Raw genomic sequence first — 18,213 nt, 5'->3', positions numbered from 1 at the left:
GAGAGAGCAGGAGGGGTGAAGGGAGGTGAAGGGGTGCGGACCTGAGAGGGGTTACGAGATGGGCGCCCGGACCGCGTCACGGATGACGAGGCAGGCGGCGCCCCGGGCCCACAGGTCGTGATGGGCCGGATCGACGTGGATCGCGCAGTCACGGGCGGCGTCGGAGAAGGCGTGGGCGTCGAGGGCCGCGGTCATGGCGGGGCCGAACAGGTCGTACGCCGCCGCGCCCTCGCCCGCGATGATGATCTTCTGGAGGTTGAGGAGGTTGCAGACCCCGGCAAGCCCACGGCCGAGCGCGGTGCCCGCCTCGGCGAACGCCGCGGCCGCCACCGCCCGGCCGCCTGCGCTGCCGTGCCGGGCAAGATGGACGGCCGCGCCGATGTCGGGGCAGTCGGCCGGGCCCGCGTCCTGGATGTGGCGCAGGACGGCACGGTCAGCGGCCAGGGCTTCGAGGCAGCCGCGCCGCCCGCAGCTGCACATCGGCCCGTTCGGGTCGAGCGGCAGATGACCGAGCTCGCCCGCCATGCCGCTGGCACCGGCGTACAGCGTGCCGTCGAGCAGCAGTCCGCAGCCGATGCCCGGACCGACGGTGACGACGGCGAAGGAGTCGACGTCGCGCCCCTCGCCGAACCAACGCTCGGCCACCACAAGGGTGTTGACGTCATTGTTCACCACGACCGGCAGCCCGGTCGCCTGGGACAGCGGGCCCGCGACATCGACCTTCTGCCAGTCGAGGAGCGCGGAGTAGCGGCAGATCCCCGCGGTGGAGTCCACGTGCCCGCTGACCCCGACCCCGATCCCGAGCACCCGGTCGGCGGCTTCGGGGCCCTCGGCGGCCGGGGGCGCCTGGGCGAGGAGCTCGGTGGTCAGCTCCGCCGCCGCGGTCAGCGCGGTCCGCGGTGTGCAGTCGGCGATCGGCCGCTCGGCGCGGGCAAGCACGCGGGCCGCCATGTCGGTGACCACGGCGGACACCTGCGCGGGCCCGATCTTGATGCCGACGACGAGGTGCTTGTCCGGGTTGACCTGGAGCATCCGCTGGGGACGGCCGCGGCCCTGCGGGGCGGCGTCGGTCTCGCGCAGGTAGTCGTGCTCGAGCAGCGGCGGCAGCATGCGGGTCACGCTGGACGCGGCGAGGCCGAGGCGCTGGGCCAGGCCGGTACGGGAGATGGGCCCGGCGGTGAGCACCGTCGCGAAGATCTCCGCGCGGGTCTGCTCGCCGATGAGATCCGAGAAGGGGATCCGTGCTGGGCTCATCGCCCGTACCTCCGTATGCCGTGCGTTCGAATGTAGCGGGGAGATCAGCGCGCCGTGACGCTGTTGAGGAAGATCGTCCCCGAGTCGCCGGGGCCCCGCGCGACGGTCAGCAGGTTCTCGCCCGCGGCGAGCTCGATGCTGCCGTTGAGCGAGGCCCAAGTCCCGTTGGTGGCAGGGAAGTCGATGGTCCGCGCCGCGCCCGCCGGTGTGTGGTCGGGCCGCTCCGCGCCGAGGGTGAGGGAGGCGGCGCTCTCGGCGGCGTACCGCAGACCGATCCGGTACGTTCCGGCGCGCCGGGCCCGGACGGCGAAGGTGACCGAAGCGCCGTCCGCGCCGATGGTCGCGTACCCCATCGCCTGGTGTCCCGCGACGGTGTTGCCGAACCCGGCGCCACCGCCCCACGCGGCGAACGCGGCCTGATAGCGGGTGCGGTCGTCGGGCGTGACCTTGACCAACAGGGTGCCGTGCGCGGGCAGTTCGGCACCGACCTTGCTCAGCCGGCCGAGGTCCTTGTGCTGCCAGAGGTCACGCACACGGGCCGAGCCGGTGATGCCGAGCGCGGACAGCTCCAGGGAGCGGGTTGCGGGGGCGTCGGAGCGGTTGAACAGGGCCACCGCCCAGCTGCCGTCGGGCAGTTGACCCGCCCAACGCTCGCTGTCGCGGCTCGTTGGGTCTTCGGCGTACGAGGTGCCGTTGTGGAAGTAGGGCTTGCCCACCAGGCCCTGCCGGTGGAGGTCGAGCACCTCGGGGTTGGTGTACACCCAGCCGTGTCCGGCGATGTTGCTGTGCAGGTCGGAAATGGCGAGCGGCGATCCGGCGACGGTCATCAGGCTGACCATGGTCCGGCGCTCGTCGTCATCGGCGAAGGTGTTCGCCATCAGGAAGTCGCCGTCGAGGATGAGCTGCCCGCGTCCGGACCGGTCGGCGAAACCGGTGAACCCCAGGAACGGGTTGTGCCACTGCGACCACGCGTTCTGCCACTCCTGGCGGCCCCCGCTCAGCCGCTCCCAACCTCCCTTGTCCGCATCGGAGTTGATGCGCACGAGATCGCCGTACTTGACCTCGGCCGCCGCGTGGTCGAAGAGGTGCGGCATGACGAGGGAGAGTTCGATCTCCTCGCCCGCCGCCTCGTGCATCCAGCGCAGCGCGGTCTCGTAGTTCTCCCTGCCGTGGGCGACGCCGACGGTCCCGAGGCCCGCGTCCTGGCCGTTCTCGTACCAGGACAGGAAGTCGATCCGCAGATACGGCACCTCGAGGCGCTTGAAGTACTCGACGTACCCCTGTACGTACTCCTTGGCGCCGTCCTTGGTCACATCCACCCAGTACAGGGTGTCGCCGCCGATGCCGCCGGCGAAGAAGTCGCCCGGGGTGACAATGTCGGCGATCTTGATGTCGGGGCGCCCGGCCACCGTCTTCGAGGTGTCGGTGACCGCGGCCCGGTGCACCCACAGCGGGTTGTAGTAGACGCCGAGCGTCATCTGACGGGACTTCAAGTAGGCGGCCCAGTACGCCCAGTCGTGCTGCCAGTCGTCGTTGTAGCTGGTGATGTAGCCGTGCGCGTCGGTGCGCGAGGAGTTCTCGATCCAGCCGTCCGTGCAGGCCATTTGGTAGCCGTGCGGGGCGAAGTCCTTCGCGAGCCAGTCGATGTTGGCCTGCCACTCGGCCTCGGGGATGGGGGCGTTGTGCGGGAACGCCCAGCCGTAGATGTTCCAGTACAGCGGGCCCGCGCCGGAGCGGGTGTAGACGCTGTTGCGGCTCGCGATGGGCAGGGTGAGGGAGGTGGAGGCAGAAGTGGAGGTGGAGGTGGAGGTGGCGTGGCCGGGGGACGCGGAAGCGAGCACCGCACCCGTCGCGGCGGCTCCCGCACTGGTGATGAGGGCTCGTCTGGAGATCGCCATGGTGTCTCCGTCCGTCGTGAGGGCCGGGGCGGATGCCCCGGTTGCCTGCGGATGACGGGAGTGTGTCCCTCGCGTTTTTGGTGCGTCAAGCAAGAAAACAGCGCGTTATTCAACCGTGACAGAGGGAGTTGGGGGATTGCGGGCCTCAAAGGGGGCCATTAGGCGGCCAGTTGATGCAGGTCGTGGGCTCAATTCCTTGCTGTCCAGAAGAAAAAGAGGCTGTCTCCGCCGCGCGGTGTCCGAGGGTGCGGTGCGGTTGTCCCGCCAGGCGCCGGGGTAGGTCCACACGGTGCTCTCCTTACCCCCGTACACCCCGCCGCTCAGTGACCACTTCGCCGCCGACGGCTATCTCCGGTTGCCCTCGCTCATCCCGCCCAGTCTCCTTGAAGACCTGACGCGGGAGGTGCAGCGGCTGGAAAAGCTCGCCGTGCGCCGGGACTTCGCCATGGCGTCGATGGACGACTCGCCCCGCCACATGACCACCCTCGGCGGGCACACCATCGACGAGGAGTCCACCCTGGTCCCGGACCTGTACCGCGACCAGGAGCTCCTGGCCTGGCTCGGCCGGGTCGCCGCCCTGCCCGCGGTCGAGGTCGCCGACCCCCTTGAGCGGCACGTCCTGAACATCCTGCACCGGCCCGGCGACACCCATGGCGCCCACACCGACGACTACCCCCTGGCCCTGGTGCTGTTCATCGAGGCCCCCGCCGACCCGGCCGACGGCGGCCTGCTGCACTACGCCGCCCGCACCAGCGCCCTCGACGCCCTGGACGCCCTGGACGCCACTGACACCGCCGCCCACGCCCACCACCGGCGCGGCGACGGCTACCTCCTGCGGGCCGACACCACCGCCCACCGTGTCACCGCACTGAGCCGACCCGGCGTCCGCCGTACCGTACTGAACTTCGCCTACACCACGCCCGACCGGCAGCGGGCGCGCACACCCTCCGCCTCCCAGCTGTACGCGCCCTAGAGCGGCAGCGCGCACACGGCGATCGGGGCCGCGAACGGCTCGCCCGCCAGGCGCAGTCGGCCGTTCGGCCCCACGTGGAAGACGCTCACCGAACTCGACTTCTGGTTCGCCGCGAACAGCAGCCGCTGCGACGGCGAGAAGGCGATGTGCCGGGGGAAGTCCCCGCCGACGGCCACCGTGTCGAGCAGCCGCAGCCGGGCGCCGCCCGCCTCGATCGCGTACCGGGTCAGGCTGTTGTGCCCGCGATTGGCGAGGAAGGCGAAGGTGCCCTCGCGCGTGACGAGCAACTGCGCCGGATAGCTGGTGCCTTCGCCCGTGCCCGTGGACTGGGGCTCACCCGGAACCAGTCGCCCACTGGCGGGGTCGTACGCGCAGACGACCACGGTGTTGTCCACCTCGTTGGCGAGATAGGCGAACCGCCCCGACGGGTGGAAGGTGAGGTGCCGGGGCCCCGCGCCGGGACGGAGCGTGGCGTACGAGACCTGCGTCAGCTTGCCCGCCTTCGTGTCGAGGCGGTAGCTGTAAACGGCGTCGTTGCCGAGATCGACGGCGAGCACGTGCCCGCCGTCCGGGCTCGTCACGATCTGATGGGCGTGCGGTCCCTCCTGCCCCGGTCCGGGCGGAGGGCTGGAGTGCGTGACCACATCGGTCAACTCGCCCAGCGCGCCGGAGCGTTGGACAGGATGGACCGCCACGCTCCCGGAGAGATAGTTGGCGCTGAGCAGCCAGCGCCCGCCCGGATGGACGGACAGATGGCAGGGCCCGGCGCCACCGGTGCCGCGCGAGCCGAGGACTTCGGGACCCGCGGGCGAGAGCGCGATCGCGGTCACGCCGCCCTGCTCCTGCTCGTTGACGGCGTACAGGGTGCTGCCCGAGGGGTGGAGGCAGAGGTAGGAGGGGTTCGGTACGCCGGTCAGGGTCCCGGTGGCGGTGACGCGTCCCGTGGCGTCGTCGTACGGCCCGAGCATGGCACCGACCAGCGCCCCCTACGCCACGGACATCGTGCTGCGCCGCAACCGCTACGACGGCATCGCGCTCACGGACGAGACCCCCGGCAGCCCCTTCTGGTTCACCGCGGGCGTCAACTGGTCGGGTGCGCTGGCGCTCCCCGCCGGTGTCACCGCGGCCGCCCTGTGTGTGAACACCGCGTACACCGGCCCGGTCGCCGACGCTCTGGGCGGCGTCGATCTCGCCCTGCCCGCAGGCATGTTGGTGGCATCCGCGGTCTACGTCCTCATGACGCGCTGCACCCGCCACGGGCTCGGAGGGATGCCGCGGGCATGAGCGCCCGCCTCCACTTCCGATAGGAAACTACGGAGAGTTACTGTCATTGAATTGCCGCCAAGTTGCCCCCACTTGCGGCCCGCAGCGTCACGGCGAGGTATGAATGGCATCTGAACGGGCAAGATGTAGGTGCCATACTCGACGCAGCCCCGGACCCCGGCGGCGTTCGGTACCGGTCGGATACGCCGTACCACTGCGGTTCCGTCACTCTTCGTATGCGGGGAAGGGAAATTGGGGGTAGCCCATGGGCATATCCGACCCGAGTTTTGGGCTGCGGCATCGTGTGGTGGAGGGGCTGACCGTTCTGACACTCCACGGTGAACTGGACGCCTGGGCGGATCAGGAACTCGAGCCGTGTTTAAGGGAGTTCCTCGACCGCTCGGGCTCCGACGTGGTGGTGGACCTGCGTCAGGTCACCTTTCTGGACGCCGGCGGCCTGCGGCTCCTTGTGCGCATCAGGAACCGAACGGCCGCCGGCGGGCGGACTCTGAGACTCGTCCGCAGCGCCCCGCGCGTCTGGCGGGTCATGGCCCTCACCCGGCTCGACCGCAGCTTCACCGTCCTGGACGCCCTGCCCGCCGAACTGGAGGTTCCCGACGACGATGACGTCCCGGCGTGAGGCGGGGGAGGGCGGCAGCCGACGGCCGGGAGGTCGCAGCCGAGGCTCAGCGGCGAGGGCTCACCGGCCGCGGCTCAGCGGTGAGGGCTCACCGGCCGCGGCTCAGCGGTGAGGGCTCACTCGAGGCCCGTGATCTGCCTCCGCGAAGTGAGCCCCAACTTCGTCAGGATTTGCTCCACAGGGGCGTCCACCGTCCGTTTCGAGACGGTGAGCCGCTCGGCGATCTCCCGGTTGGTCAGCCGCTCGGCGACCAGCGCGGCCACCTCCCGCTCCCGGTGGGTGAGCCCGCCCGGCGCCGTCCGCGCCCGCCCTCGGGGGGCCGTGGATTCCCTGGCCACGGCGGCCCCTTCGGCCCCCGGGAGCCCGTCCCTGTCCTCCACGGCGTACGCCACCACCGCCGCCCCGCTCAGCGAAGCCCAGCGCGCGTGCAGATCCTCGTACGCCGTGTCGCCGAGCCCGGCACGCGCCGCCGCGGCGGCCGTCCACTGCTCCGCCTGCAGGATCTCCATGCCGCACAGGGAGCAGCCGATCCTGTCCCAGATCGTCCGGGCGGCGCCGAGCAGCCACGCGGCGTGCTCACAGCGCCCGGACTCGGCCGCCGACCAGGCGAGCAGCTCCAGGGCGATCCCGGTGCCCAACTGATCGTCGACCGCCTGCTTGAGGCGCAGTGCCTCGCCAAGCCGCTCGCGCTCTGCGGCACGGTCGTCCGCCGCGTCGATGAGCCCGGCGGCCGCGTCGGCGGGGCGATTGCGCGCCTGCCACAGCGCCAACTGCCGGTAGAGCAGCAAATAGCTGCGGGTCCAGCACTCCCCGGGCGCCGAGTCCAGCACGGCGAGGCCCTCCCCGGACACCCGCCACGCGTGCTCCCTGTCGCCGTCCAGAGCGGCGCCGAAGGTCTGCTCGAACGCGGCGATCACCAGGCCGTCCAGGTCGCCCAGCTTCCGGAAGCGGCGCCGCGCCTCGTCGAAGTCGCGTTGTGCCTGGGGGAGTTGGAGGCGGACCATGGCGAGGGCGCCGCGGTACTGGATCGCGTACGCGCAGCCGCGCTCGTCGCCGATCCGCTCGGCCGTCGCGAGCGCCTCCAGGACACGCGACTCGGAGATGTCGTACTCGCCAAGGCACATCTGGATCCAGCCCAGGCGGTGCAGCGCCTCGACCCGCTCGGGGCAGTCGCGTACGACTGAGGCCAGTGCGTCCCGCAGCCGGCGCTCGCCTTCCCGCAGTCGACCCGCCGTGATCCAGTGGGTCCACAGGCGGGTGGCCCGGCGAGCCCGCGCAGCGCCAGTTCGGGATCGTCGGAGCGCACGGCGTACTCGAGGACGACACGGAAGTCACCGATGCGGTTACGAACCAGACAGGCGGAGGGCGGGCGAGGAGGTCATCCGGAACGTGGTGCCGTGCGGCTCCGGCGGCTCCGGCGGCTGCGGGGCGATCGGCGAGTGCCGGTCGCGGCCGGTCATCGGTATACCTCCGTATACCGATCACCTGCGCCGAGGGGCGTATGGCCGGTTTCGGCTCGCCGCCGAGGAAGATGGCCACGGAGAGCCACTGCTCGGATACGGTGTGCGAGTTGTTTTCGTTTCCCGTACTCGTACTCGTACCCGTACCCGTACCCGTACCCGAATCCGTACTCGTACCCGAATCCGTACCCGTCCCGTTTCCCGTGGACACGCGAGGAGTTGCTGAGTGGACCGCAGTTCTGTGATCCGGATCCGTACCGTTATTGCCGCACTGGGTGTCGCGACCGCCATGGCGGCGGCGCCTGCCGCGACAGCGGCCGCGGAGCCGAAAGCCGCGGTGGCGTCGAAGCCGCACGAGCCCTGCACCGGTGAGTTCCAGAAGGACGCGCGGCTCGGCCCGAAGTGGCTGCCCAAGAAGTGGCAGGAGCCGGTCGGCCCGCTGCTCAAGGGCTGGAAGCGGACGGGTGACCTGACACCGTCGTCGTTCCTGAAGAAGTACTGGGAAGGCCCCGGGGACTCGGGCAGCTGGAAGTACCCGCCGAACGACGGCTTCGAGACGGTCAACGGCCAGGTCGACAAGCACCCCGAGGAGCTGGAGGAGGGTGAGCTGCTCGACCGCTTCGGCTCGGAGTACGGCTCGTTCCTGGCTCCGGCCGGCGACGCGTACGCCAAGCGCGCACTGCCCCCGCAGAACCTCAACACCCGTGACGCCGCGGTGGCCTGCGACTACCGCGTCTACGAGGTGAGCAAGCCGTTCGTCGTCTGGCAGGGCAGCATCGCCCCCTGGTTCGAGCAGCCCGGCCACGGCCGGCAGATCAAGCTTGACGCGGTGTTCCTCGACCCGGGCGAGGGGCAGCGCCTGAACGTGAAGTGGCTCCTCGAGCACAGCTACCTCGAGCCCGCGGACAGCTAGCACGCCGATGGACATCCGTGGACTGCCCGCCGCCCTGCGCGAGGCCGGTGTCGCCGACGGCTACTACTGGATCGAGGGCGTCCACGAACCGGCCCCCACGCCCCCCGACTTCGTCTACCTGCGGCGGACCGAGGACGGCGGGGCGTGGGAGACCGGTACGTACGAACGCGGGGCGCATCATCCCCTCGCCCGGCACACGGACGAGGCGGAGGCCTGCGCGCAGCTGCTGCGCCTACTGGTGTGAGACGGCGAGCGCCTCGTGCTCGCAGGCGTCATCGATGCCGTACGTGTCCCAGGCGGGGAACGGGTCGAGGCCGGGCGGCGTAAGGCTCTCGCCCTCGGCCATGAGACAGGCGGTCAGCGCCGCGCGCAGCGCATCGGGCCGCAACCCGGTCCCGATGAAGACCAGTTCCTGCCCGTGTTGCTGCCCGTATTCCTGCCCCTGGAAGTCCTCCGCGTCACGCGCGGCGGACGGCTCGAAGCGGGCGACGGACCCGGCCTGTGACCACAATCCGGTCACGTTCGGACGGCTGGCGAGCCAGAAGAAGCCCTTGGAGCGCAGCACGTCGCCGAAGGTCCCGCTGTCCAGTCCCTTCGTGACGAAGTTCCACAACCGCTTGGGGTGGAAGGGGAGTTCGGCACGGAAGACGGTGCTGGAAATGCCGTACTCCTCGGTCTCCGGCACATGGTCCCCGTTCAGCTCCCGCACCCACCCCGGAGCCTGCTGGGCCCGCTCCAGGTCGAACAGGCCGGTGCCGAGGACCAGTTGGGGATCCACCCGGCCCTGGACGGCGGGCACGACGCGGGCGAGCGGATTGAGGCGCGCGAGGGTGGCCGTGAGCCGCTCGGCGTCCTGCTCGTCCACCAGGTCGAGCTTGTTGAGGACGATGACGTCCGCGAACTCGATCTGGTCCATCAGGAGATCGCTGACGGTGCGCTCGTCCTCCTCGTACTGATCGAGCCCCCGCTCGGCCAGACCGTCGCCGCCCGTCAGCTCCGGCAGGAAATTGGCGGCGTCGACGACCGTCACCATCGTGTCGAGCCGGGCGAGATCACCAAGGGTGGCGCCGTCGTCGCGGGGGAACTCGAAGGTGGCGGCGACCGGCATCGGTTCGGAGATGCCGCTGGACTCGATGAGGAGGTAGTCGAACCGGCCGGCCCTCGCCAGGCGGTCGACCTCCTCGAGGAGATCGTCGCGCAGGGTGCAGCAGATGCACCCGTTGGTCATCTCCACGAGGCGTTCCTCGGTGCGCGAGAGCGCGGCCTCGCCGCCCCGCACGAGGGCGGCGTCGATGTTGATCTCGCTCATGTCATTGACGATCACCGCGACGCGCAGCCCGTCGCGGTTGCCCAGGACGTGGTTGAGGAGGGTCGTCTTGCCCGCGCCGAGGAAGCCGGACAGGACGGTGACCGGCAGTCGCTCGGCCATCCCGTCAGCCCTCGGGGCGCAGCAGGCCGCGCTCGTACGCCTTGGCGAGGCGCTGGGGAACGAGGTAGGCGGAGCCGTCGACGGTGACCGGCACGAGCTGCGGGGTGCTGGCCTTCCACTGGGCGCGACGGTGGCGGGTGTTGCTGCGGGACATCTTGCGCTTGGGTACGGCCATGGGTTCTCGGGTCCTTTCTCGGTGGTGCGGCATCGAGGCTATATGAAAATGGATCCCATTACGAATTAGCATGCGTCGTCGGCGGCCGGGAGCGGAGTTGACAGCCCGAACGCGCCCGCGACAGCATCCCGACGATGGAGATCACGGACTTGACACCGGCGGAGGTCCGCGTCTGGCAGGCGTTCCCGCTCGGTGAGGGCGTCGACTTCCGTGAGAGCCCTGAGGACGACCCCCGGACCGGTGGTTCGTGGGGTCCCGAACGGACCGTGCGGGCCGAGGTGTTGCGGGCCCTGCTGCTCAACGGCCCGACGCGGGACGGGGAGATAGCGGGTCTGAAGCTGACCGGCGCGCGGATCACCGGGCGGCTCGACCTCATGTACGGGACGGTCGAGCACCCCGTCCGGCTGCGGTCCTGCCACTTCGAGCAGACGCCGAATCTGTACGGGGCCCAGGTCCGAGCCCTGGTCCTGAGCGACTCGGTCCTGCCGGGGCTGACCGCGGGAACCCTCAGGGTCGAACTGGTCCTGCGCATCACCTGCTGCCGGATCACGGGCCCCGTGCGGCTCGCGGGCGCGCAGATCACCGGCGCCTTCTTCGCCAACGGCGCGGAGCTGGGCACGCCGCCCCTTCCCGGTGAGCCGCCCGAGCGGGACACGTCGGACCCGCCGGACGCCGAAGCGGTGCTGCAGCTGAACCACGCCGAGATCGGCGCCGACGTATGGGCCGTCGGCCTCGTCGCGCACGGCCAGATCCGTCTTAACGGCGCCACCGTCGGCGGCCAGGTCAACCTCGACGACGCCGAACTGAGCGCCCCCGGCGATGTCGCCCTGCACGCCGAGACCCTGTCGGTCGGCACCGATCTGCGGGCCATGCGGCTGCGGGCCCACGGCACGGTCAATCTCAGCGGCGCCAGAATCCCGCGCCACATAAATCTCGCCTACGCCCGCCTCTCCCACCCCGAGGGGTCGGCGCTGCGCGCCAGCAGCTGCGTCGTCGGCGAGCTGTGGCTGCGGGAGGCCGCCCCGATCGAGGGCGCCGTCAATCTGCGCCGCTCCCAGCTGGACCTGCTGCACGTCCCTCCGGAGGTCTGGCCCGACCGGGTCAAGCTCGACGGGCTCAGCTACCAGAGGCTCGCCCCGCACCTGCCCGCCGAGCAGCGGCTGCCGCTGCTCGAGCGTGAGGCGGGCGGGTATCTCCCGCAGGGCTACGAGCAGTTGGCCACCGCGTACCGCACGGTCGGGGACGAGTCCGCCGCCCGTACCGTCCAACTGGCCAAGCTCCGCCGCCACCGCCGCACCCTGCCCCCGTACGCCAGGATCTGGGGGCACCTCCAGGACGTGACCGTCGGCTACGGCTTCCGGCCGATGCGCGCCGCCGGGTGGCTGTTCGTCCTCCTGGTGACCGGCGCGCTCGCCTTCGCCCTCGAGCACCCGCGACCGCTGAAGTCCGACGAGGCGCCCGACTTCAACCCCGTCATCTACACCCTCGACCTGCTGCTCCCGATCATCGGGTTCGGGCAGGAGACAGCGTTCGCGCCGGACGGCTGGTATCAGTGGCTCTCGTATGTGCTGATCGCCACGGGCTGGGTCCTGGTGACGACGGTCGCGGCGGGCATCACGCGTTCGCTCAGCCGGCAGTGACCGCGAGCGCCCAGCCGATGTAGGCGGCGTTCACGGCCAGCCGGGCGGCCACGCCCCAGGGGCTGTTGAGAAATCCCGTACGCGCGCGGGTGCGGAACGCGGCGTGGAGGTGTGAGACCTGGAACGCGGACAGCAGTGCGACGGCCGTCCACCCGCCCGCCATGCGGGTCGCGGGGATGAACAGCAGGGCGGCCGTGGCGAGTTCGGCCACCGCGCTGGCGGTGACGAGGGCCGCGGGGGAGGGGAGCCACCGCGGGACCAGGGAGCGGAAATAGCCGGGGAACAGGAAGTGCGTGACGGCCGTGACGGTCAGGAAGGCCGCCAGGGCCAGGGCTGCGAAGTCGGACATGCGGCGATGATCGGGGCGTGGGCGGGGCCGCGTATTGAACAGAACGCGCGCGTGATGAAACGCGTGCGTGATGAAACGCGTGCGTGATGAAACGCGTGCGTGATGAAACGCGTGCGTGATGAACAGAACGCGCGACGCACGGGTGCGGACGGGGCAACGATCGATATCCTCCAGCGGAAACGCTCAAACGAACACCCGACGGGTACGTCGCGAGGGGGCCGGCAGCATGCGGGAGCCGAGGGAAGTCAGGCGGCAGCGGATACTCGCGGTCGTGGAGTCGCGCGGTGAGGCACGGCTGAGTGATCTCGCCGCCGATCTCGAGGTCTCGGTGATCACCGTGCGCCGCGACGTCGAGGACCTGTCCCGCGAGGGCCGACTGCGGCGCGGCCATGGCGTGGCGCGCTCGGTCGGGCCGGTGGAACGGAGCACGGCGACCGCCGAACCCGTGGCGTCCGGGGAGGCCGTGGCGCTGATGGTGCCCGAGCGGCACACCTACCTGTACGAGATGATGCACGGGGCGCGGGGCGCCTTGAACGAGGCCGGGATGAGGGTCGCGCTGCACATCGCGCCGCAGGTGGAAGGCGCCGAACGGCCGTTGGTCGAGCGGGTGTTGGCCGAGAGGGTCCGGGGGCTGCTCATCGCTCCGCGCTGGCGTACCGCGGCCGAGGAGGAGGCGGATTACGCCTGGCTCGCCGGGGCCGGTGTGCCGACGGTGGTGATGGAGCGGCGGCCACGGGCCGGCAGTGCGCTGCACGCCATGGACTCGGTGTGCACGGACCACTGGTTCGGCATCCATCTCGCCGTCGACCACCTCATTCAGCTCGGCCATCGCCGGATCGTCCTGGCCGCGCGCGACGACAGCCCGACGGCCCGAGCGCTGCGCGCGGCCTTCGCCGAGATCGCCGCCTCCCGGACGGAGATCGAGGACTGGACGGTGGTGCTCAGCGCCCGCGACGCGGGCGCCGGCCGCTCGCGTGAACCCCTGGACCTCGCGACGCTGCTGCGCGAACGCCGGGCCACGGCCGCCGTGCTGCACGGCGACGTCGACGCGCTGATGCTCGTGTCGCAGCTCATCGACGGCGGCGTGCGGGTGCCGCAGGACTGCTCGGTGGTGGCGTACGACGATGTGGTGGCCGCCCTTGGCAGCACCCCGCTGACCGCGGTGTCCCCGCCGAAGCACGAGGTGGGACGGGTCGCGGCCCAGCTTCTGCTGCGCCGGTTCGCCGAGGCGGAGGCGTCAGGCGCCGGACGCCCGCAGCGAGTTGAGCTCCTTCCGGAACTGAAGGTCCGAGGCTCTGCCACCCACCGTACGATCGTTTGACCGCTTAAGTTTCTTTTGATCGGTCTCTTGACCGGCATCGTTCACGCGATCAGGATTCCCGTGTCCCGAACAAGAGCCGCGGGAGGCACCCATGCCCGGTCGACCGAGTCACCGGTCCGCGCTGCGCGGCAGCCAGGAAGTGGTCGACGCGTTCAACAAGACCCACGACCGCGTCCAGGTCGAGTTCCAGCAGATCCCGTCAGGGGCGATGGGTGGCTACGCCAAGCTCAGCAACGCCGCCCTGCCCATGGTGATGCTTTCGGACGAGAAGCTGTATCCCGTCAGCCTCGGTGCTGCCGCTGATCCTCGCCTTCATCCTGCTGCAGCGCTTCTGGAAGTCGGGCCTGACCGCGGGCTCGGTCAAGTGAGCCATAGGAAGGGGCCATGTGAAAGGGAATGTGTTGATGAACGGCAGCCACCGTCCGCACACCGCGCTCGCCATGGCGCCGGACGCGGCGACGGCCGTGCTCGGCCCCGGCGCCCTGGCCGCGCTCGGCCAGGTCTGCGATCTGGTGCCGGACACCGTCCTGGACGACTTCACCACCGGGCGGGCCGGTTCGGTGCTCGCGGACGTGGAGGTCCTCGTCACCGGCTGGGGCTGCCCGCCCCTCGACGCCGCCGCGCTCGCCGCTGCGCCCCGGCTGCGGGCCGTCGTGCACACCGCCGGGTCGGTACGCGGGCACATCACCGAGGAGTGCTGGGAGCGCGGCATCGAGGTGTCGTCGGCCGCCGCGGCCAACGCGCTGCCCGTCGCCGAATACACCGTCGCCATGATCCTGCTCACCGGCAAGCAAGTCCTCGAACGGGCACGCGAGTTCGGCGCCACCCGCCGCCGCGACGACTGGCTCGGCGTCTCGGGGGACATCGGCAACTACGGCCGCACGGTCGGCATCCTCTCCGCCTCGCTGATCGGGCGCCGGGTGATCGAACTCCTGCGGCCGTACGACCTCCGGGTGCTGCTGCACGACCCGTACGTCAGTGACGAGGCGGCGGCGGCGCTCGGCGTGCGGCCCGTCGGCATCGCGGAACTCTTCGCGAGCAGCGACGTCGTCAGCGTGCACACGCCGCTGCTGCCCGCCACCCGCGGTCTCGTCGGCCACGACCTGCTCGCCGCGATGCGCCACGACGCCGTACTCATCAACACCGCCCGCGGCGCCGTGCTCGACCAGGACGCCCTCACCGAGGCCGCCACGGCGGGCCGCATCCGGGCCGTCCTCGACGTCACCGACCCCGAAGTACTGCCCCCCGACCACCCGTTGTGGGACTGCGGCAACGTCACCATCACCCCGCATCTCGCAGGATCGCAGGGCAACGAGTGGGGCCGCCTCGCCGATCTCGCCGTCGCCGAGCTCGGCCGCTGGGCCGCCGGCGACGGCTTCGCCCATCCCGTACGACGCGAAAGGCTGGCCTACCTCGCATGAGCATCCCCGGACTGCCCGAAGAGAACCGGGAGTTGAGCCCGCACACCGGCTACACACGCGAGCACTGGGAGGCCGCCGCCGACGGTCTCCTGGGCGCCGCCTGGCAGTGGGCGACACCGCACGGCGCCCTCCTCGACCTGCCGGGACGGCCCTCCGCGTCGGGCGTGCGGTCGGACGGCCTGGAGGGATACGCCCGCACCTTCCTCGCCGCCGCGTTCCGGGTGGCGGGCGCCGAGGGCAAGGACTCGCACGGCTGGCTCGACCGGTACGCGCGGGGCCTCGCGGCGGGCACCCGCACACCGGGCCGTGACGACACCGAGTCCTGGCCCGTCATCCTCGACCACCACGTCCAGGGCCAGCCCATGGTCGAATCCGCTTCCGTGGCGCTCGGCCTGCGCCTGACCCGCCCCTGGCTGTGGGACCGCCTGGACGGCGACGTACAGGACCGTGCGGAGGAGTGGCTGCGCGGCGCGCTCCGCCACGTCCCCGCACCCAACAACTGGTACCTCTTCCCCTACACCGTGGCCGGCTTCCTGGAGTCGGTGGGCCGCGGCGACGCGGAGACGGCCCGGGTCCGCGAACGGGCCCTGGAACTCCTGGCGTCTTGGTATCGCGGGCAGGGCTGGTACGCCGACGGTGACGGCCGCGCCTTCGACCACTACAACGGCTGGGCACTGCACCTCTACCCGACGCTCGACGCCCAACTGGCAGACGACAAGCGCCAGTCGGAGGTCCACGGCCCCCGTCTGCGCGAGCACCTGGAGAGCTTCGGGCTCCTCTTCGGCGGCGACGGCGCCCCGATCCACTTCGGCCGCTCCCTGACCTACCGGTTCGCCGCGGCGGCGTCCGTCGCCCTCGGCGCGGTCACCGGCCACACCCCGCTCACCCCCGGCACCTCGCGCCGCCTCCTGAGCGGATCGCTGCGCTACTTCCTCGACCGCGGCTCCGTCGGCGGCGACGGACTGCTCAGCCTCGGCTGGCACGGCCCCCACGAGGCGAGCCTGCAGAACTACTCGGGGCCCGCGTCGCCGTACTGGGCGTCGAAGGCGTTCGTCTGCCTGCTCGCCCCGGCCGGCCACCCCCTCTGGACGTCGACCGAGGAACCGGCGCCCAGCGAGACCCGCGACCGCGTGCTCGCACTGCCCGCACCCGGCCTGCTGGTGCACAGCACCCGCGCGGACGGGGTGGTCCGGCTGCACAACCACGGCAGCGACCACGCGCGCCCGCACGAGGCGCAGTCGGCCACGCACGAGGACCCGCTCTACGCCCGCCACGCCTACTCCACCCGGACAGGCCCCACGGCGCGCGGCAACACCCCGGACAACCACATCGCCGTAGAAGTGGCGGGCGTACGCAGCGCCCGCTGTCGCATCGAGCCGCTCGGCGCCGACAACGGCGAGGACTGGGGCTGGGCCGCATCCCGGCACACCCCTGTCTTCGTCAGCGGCCCGCCCATGGTGCCGGGGCTGAGCGTCGAGAGTGTCACCGTGGCGAAGGGGTGCTACGAACTGCGCGTCCAACGCGTCATCGGCGCACCGCGCGGCGCCCGCGTCACGCACACGGGGTGGGCGACCGGGCCGGAGGAGAACCTGCACTCCGCGGTCCATCCACTGCACGGCTGGACCGCCCAGGACGAGCAGCGCGCACCCCAGGGCACCGCGTTCACCCGGTGGGCCCGCATGCCGCGCCTCACCGCCGACACGGAGGGCACGTCCCTCTACGCGGCCCTCGCGCTGCTCACCGGGGAGGCGGAACCCGCGCCCCTGGCGGAGGCGGTCACCGGGGTGGACGCGACGACCGACGGGATTGAGGTGCGGTGGGCCGACGACGGTGCCACCACACGGATCTCCTTCGAACCCCTCGCCGTGGAACACCTCGAGGCTCCGGTGGACTGACGGTTCAGGGGGGTGGGCTGATGGTTCAGGCGGTTGGGCACACTGGCGGACCATGGGCATGTTCACCGTCGGCCACGGCATCTCCGTCTTCGCCGAATCCCGTCCGTACGAGGTGACCCGGCACCGGCATCCCGCCTGGAAGCTCGTTCTGCCGGCCGGCGGACACGTCAGCGTCGGGACGGACGCGGGGGCGGGGGTGCTGGTGCCGCCAGGCCTCGAGCACGGCTGCGGCACCTCGTCGGGCTTCGTCGCCGTCTTCCTCGAACCATGGCGCGTGCCGGGCGCGGCCCACGCCGTGCGGCCGCGCCGGCTCGACGCGGCGCGCACGAGGAGGCTGCGCGACGCGCTGGGGCCGCAGCTGGACGGCGCGGCCCTGCGCGCCGAACTGGCCGTGTTCGCCGGGCCGCCGACCGCCGTCGACGCACGCGTACGGCATGCGGTCCTGACCTGCGGCCGGGCCGCCCGGCTCGACGCCGTCGCCGCCGACGTCGGGCTCTCCCCGGCGCGGCTGCGCACGCTGGTCCGCACGGAGGTGGGCATCCCGCTCGGCACCCTGCGGCAGTGGGAGCGGCTGCGGACCGCCGTCGGCTCGCTCGTCCAGGGCGGTACGGACATCGCCGAGGCCGCCACCGCCGCCGGCTTCGCGGACCAGGCGCACCTCACCCGCACCGTCCGCAGGCTCGCGGGCCGCACGCCGGGCTCGCTGCGGCCCGGCCTGCTTGACCCTCACGCCACGTCAGGCCGCAGGGTGGACCCCGACGAAAGGCGAGGTCCATGAGTTACACCGTGGGGCAGGTCTCCGGGTTCGCCGGGGTGACCGTCCGTACCCTCCACCATTACGACCGGGCCGGGCTGCTCACACCCAGCGAGCGCACCTCCGGCGGCTACCGGCTCTACAGCGAGGCCGACCTGGCCCGCCTCCAACAGATCCTCTTCTACCGCGAACTCGGCTTCGCCCTGGAGGAGATCGCGGAGATCCTCGCGGACCCGCAGGCCAACGCCCTCGACCAGCTGCGCGCCCGGCACAAGGCGCTGGTCGAGCAGATCGGCAAGCTGGGGCGCCTGGTGGAGGTCGCCGAGCGGGCGATGGAGGTGCAGCAGACCGGCGTACGGCTCAGCCCGCAGGAGCGGTTCGAGGTGTTCGGGGAGATCACCTTCGATCTGAGTTACGCCACCGAGGCCGAGCTGAAGTGGCAGGGCAGCGCCGGCCACCGCGAGGCGATGAGCCGCGCCGCCGCCCACTCCAAGGAGGACTGGGCGCTGCTCATGGGCGAGGCGGCGCGGTGGCGCGAGCGGCTCGTCGCGGCGTTCGACGCGGGAGAGCCCGCCGATGGGGAGCGCGCGATGGCCCTGGCCGAGGAGCACCGCCGACACATCTCCCGCTGGTTCACTCCGTGCCCGCCCGACATGCACATCCGCGTCGCCGACGATTTCGCCGAGGACCCGCGCGCCTTCGCCCTCGTCGTGCCGCCCTCCCGACAGCGTCCCGGCCTTGCGGTGTTCCTGCATGCCGCGGTGCATGCCAATGCCCGAGCCAACCTTCAAGGTAAAGCTAAACCTGAGGTTGAGGGTGGGGTCGGGT

General features: G+C 71.5%; 17 protein-coding genes and 3 pseudogenes. 13 read left to right on the top strand and 7 right to left on the bottom strand.

Going from position 1 to position 18,213, the window contains the following annotated elements:
- Positions 1–51: 51 nt before the first annotated feature.
- Positions 52–1,254, bottom strand: coding sequence for an ROK family transcriptional regulator (locus tag E2651_RS17835; protein WP_135332145.1), 1,203 nt, complete (start codon positions 1,252–1,254; stop codon positions 52–54).
- 44 nt (positions 1,255–1,298) lie between these two features.
- On the bottom strand, positions 1,299–3,152 hold the full coding sequence (locus E2651_RS17830; RefSeq protein WP_135332144.1) for a hypothetical protein: 1,854 nt from the start codon (positions 3,150–3,152) through the stop codon (positions 1,299–1,301).
- Positions 3,153–3,441: 289 nt separating this feature from the next.
- On the opposite strand from E2651_RS17830, the gene E2651_RS17825 reads away from it, so the two are divergent.
- Positions 3,442–4,125, top strand: coding sequence for a hypothetical protein (locus tag E2651_RS17825; RefSeq protein WP_135332143.1), 684 nt, complete (start codon positions 3,442–3,444; stop codon positions 4,123–4,125).
- Here the strand turns inward: E2651_RS17825 and E2651_RS17820 are convergent.
- Positions 4,122–5,093, bottom strand: a complete 972-nt coding sequence (locus tag E2651_RS17820; protein ID WP_135332142.1) for a lactonase family protein — start codon at positions 5,091–5,093, stop codon at positions 4,122–4,124. The genes E2651_RS17825 and E2651_RS17820 overlap by 4 nt on opposite strands.
- 4 nt (positions 5,094–5,097) lie before the next feature.
- On the opposite strand from E2651_RS17820, the pseudogene E2651_RS17815 reads away from it, so the two are divergent.
- Positions 5,098–5,409, top strand: a pseudogene (locus E2651_RS17815) (nitrate reductase); the annotation flags it as partial.
- A gap of 244 nt (positions 5,410–5,653) precedes the next feature.
- Positions 5,654–6,028: an STAS domain-containing protein gene (locus E2651_RS17810; protein ID WP_135332141.1), complete on the top strand. Its 375-nt coding sequence runs from the start codon at positions 5,654–5,656 to the stop codon at positions 6,026–6,028.
- A gap of 116 nt (positions 6,029–6,144) precedes the next feature.
- Here the strand turns inward: E2651_RS17810 and E2651_RS17805 are convergent, their stop codons facing one another.
- Positions 6,145–7,152, bottom strand: coding sequence for a helix-turn-helix transcriptional regulator (locus E2651_RS17805; RefSeq protein WP_135332140.1), 1,008 nt, complete (start codon positions 7,150–7,152; stop codon positions 6,145–6,147).
- Between the two features lie 577 nt (positions 7,153–7,729).
- Here E2651_RS17805 and E2651_RS17795 point away from each other — a divergent pair.
- On the top strand, positions 7,730–8,401 hold the full coding sequence (locus tag E2651_RS17795; protein WP_135332138.1) for a TNT domain-containing protein: 672 nt from the start codon (positions 7,730–7,732) through the stop codon (positions 8,399–8,401).
- Between the two features lie 7 nt (positions 8,402–8,408).
- Positions 8,409–8,645, top strand: coding sequence for a hypothetical protein (locus E2651_RS17790; protein WP_135332137.1), 237 nt, complete (start codon positions 8,409–8,411; stop codon positions 8,643–8,645).
- Here E2651_RS17790 and E2651_RS17785 read toward each other — a convergent pair.
- Both E2651_RS17785 and rpmF read right to left on the bottom strand, forming a co-directional pair.
- The gene (locus tag E2651_RS17785) at positions 8,634–9,830 is read right to left on the bottom strand and encodes a GTP-binding protein (RefSeq protein ID WP_135332136.1); all 1,197 of its coding nucleotides are present in this window, start codon (positions 9,828–9,830) and stop codon (positions 8,634–8,636) included. The genes E2651_RS17790 and E2651_RS17785 overlap by 12 nt on opposite strands.
- Before the next feature lie 4 nt (positions 9,831–9,834).
- Positions 9,835–10,005: a 50S ribosomal protein L32 gene (gene rpmF, locus E2651_RS17780; protein ID WP_135332135.1), complete on the bottom strand. Its 171-nt coding sequence runs from the start codon at positions 10,003–10,005 to the stop codon at positions 9,835–9,837.
- Positions 10,006–10,139: 134 nt separating this feature from the next.
- Between rpmF and E2651_RS17775 the strand changes: the two genes are divergently transcribed.
- Positions 10,140–11,645 carry a membrane-associated oxidoreductase gene (locus E2651_RS17775; protein WP_135332134.1) on the top strand — a complete coding sequence of 502 codons (1,506 nt, stop codon included), beginning with the start codon at positions 10,140–10,142 and terminating at the stop codon, positions 11,643–11,645.
- Here E2651_RS17775 and E2651_RS17770 read toward each other — a convergent pair.
- Positions 11,632–11,994 (bottom strand): hypothetical protein, encoded by a 363-nt coding sequence (locus tag E2651_RS17770; RefSeq protein ID WP_135332133.1) that lies wholly within the window; start codon positions 11,992–11,994, stop codon positions 11,632–11,634. The two genes, E2651_RS17775 and E2651_RS17770, sit on opposite strands and share 14 nt — an antisense overlap.
- 226 nt (positions 11,995–12,220) lie before the next feature.
- Between E2651_RS17770 and E2651_RS17765 the strand changes: the two genes are divergently transcribed.
- The 7 genes and pseudogenes from E2651_RS17765 to E2651_RS17740 all read left to right on the top strand — a co-directional run.
- Positions 12,221–13,315 carry a substrate-binding domain-containing protein gene (locus E2651_RS17765; RefSeq protein WP_135332132.1) on the top strand — a complete coding sequence of 365 codons (1,095 nt, stop codon included), beginning with the start codon at positions 12,221–12,223 and terminating at the stop codon, positions 13,313–13,315.
- Between the two features lie 91 nt (positions 13,316–13,406).
- A pseudogene (locus E2651_RS45320) lies at positions 13,407–13,556 on the top strand (sugar ABC transporter substrate-binding protein); the annotation flags it as partial.
- A pseudogene (locus E2651_RS45315) lies at positions 13,545–13,683 on the top strand (carbohydrate ABC transporter permease); the annotation flags it as partial. The pseudogenes E2651_RS45320 and E2651_RS45315, both read left to right, overlap by 12 nt.
- A 36-nt stretch (positions 13,684–13,719) precedes the next feature.
- Positions 13,720–14,736 (top strand): hydroxyacid dehydrogenase, encoded by a 1,017-nt coding sequence (locus E2651_RS17755; RefSeq protein WP_135332131.1) that lies wholly within the window; start codon positions 13,720–13,722, stop codon positions 14,734–14,736.
- Positions 14,733–16,631, top strand: coding sequence for a DUF2264 domain-containing protein (locus E2651_RS17750; protein ID WP_135332130.1), 1,899 nt, complete (start codon positions 14,733–14,735; stop codon positions 16,629–16,631). Before E2651_RS17755 ends, E2651_RS17750 begins: the two co-directional genes overlap by 4 nt.
- A 52-nt stretch (positions 16,632–16,683) precedes the next feature.
- The gene (locus tag E2651_RS44670; protein ID WP_245238943.1) at positions 16,684–17,409 is read left to right on the top strand and encodes a helix-turn-helix domain-containing protein; all 726 of its coding nucleotides are present in this window, start codon (positions 16,684–16,686) and stop codon (positions 17,407–17,409) included.
- On the top strand, positions 17,406–18,213 hold an 808-nt coding region (locus tag E2651_RS17740), incomplete at its 3' end, for a MerR family transcriptional regulator (protein ID WP_135332129.1). The genes E2651_RS44670 and E2651_RS17740, both read left to right, overlap by 4 nt.

This window comes from Streptomyces sp. MZ04 (genome assembly GCF_004684775.1).
Lineage (GTDB): Bacteria > Actinomycetota > Actinomycetes > Streptomycetales > Streptomycetaceae > Streptomyces.
The sequence above is the reverse complement of the archived record's forward strand: the minus strand, read 5'-3'. Positions and strand labels throughout refer to the sequence as shown.

Excerpts from the sequence above, each read along its gene's own strand:
- E2651_RS17775 (WP_135332134.1), top strand. The coding sequence starts at position 10,140 with ATGGAGATCACGGACTTGACACCGGCGGAGGTCCGCGTCTGGCAGGCG.
- E2651_RS17810 (WP_135332141.1), top strand. The coding sequence starts at position 5,654 with ATGGGCATATCCGACCCGAGTTTTGGGCTGCGGCATCGTGTGGTGGAG.
- E2651_RS17790 (WP_135332137.1), top strand. The coding sequence starts at position 8,409 with ATGGACATCCGTGGACTGCCCGCCGCCCTGCGCGAGGCCGGTGTCGCC.
- E2651_RS17765 (WP_135332132.1), top strand. The coding sequence starts at position 12,221 with ATGCGGGAGCCGAGGGAAGTCAGGCGGCAGCGGATACTCGCGGTCGTG.
- E2651_RS17785 (WP_135332136.1), bottom strand. The coding sequence starts at position 9,830 with ATGGCCGAGCGACTGCCGGTCACCGTCCTGTCCGGCTTCCTCGGCGCG.
- rpmF (WP_135332135.1), bottom strand. The coding sequence starts at position 10,005 with ATGGCCGTACCCAAGCGCAAGATGTCCCGCAGCAACACCCGCCACCGT.
- E2651_RS17830 (WP_135332144.1), bottom strand. The coding sequence starts at position 3,152 with ATGGCGATCTCCAGACGAGCCCTCATCACCAGTGCGGGAGCCGCCGCG.
- E2651_RS17835 (WP_135332145.1), bottom strand. The coding sequence starts at position 1,254 with ATGAGCCCAGCACGGATCCCCTTCTCGGATCTCATCGGCGAGCAGACC.
- E2651_RS17770 (WP_135332133.1), bottom strand. The coding sequence starts at position 11,994 with ATGTCCGACTTCGCAGCCCTGGCCCTGGCGGCCTTCCTGACCGTCACG.
- E2651_RS44670 (WP_245238943.1), top strand. The coding sequence starts at position 16,684 with ATGGGCATGTTCACCGTCGGCCACGGCATCTCCGTCTTCGCCGAATCC.
- E2651_RS17755 (WP_135332131.1), top strand. The coding sequence starts at position 13,720 with ATGAACGGCAGCCACCGTCCGCACACCGCGCTCGCCATGGCGCCGGAC.
- E2651_RS17750 (WP_135332130.1), top strand. The coding sequence starts at position 14,733 with ATGAGCATCCCCGGACTGCCCGAAGAGAACCGGGAGTTGAGCCCGCAC.
- E2651_RS17805 (WP_135332140.1), bottom strand. The coding sequence starts at position 7,152 with ATGTGCCTTGGCGAGTACGACATCTCCGAGTCGCGTGTCCTGGAGGCG.
- E2651_RS17820 (WP_135332142.1), bottom strand. The coding sequence starts at position 5,093 with ATGCTCGGGCCGTACGACGACGCCACGGGACGCGTCACCGCCACCGGG.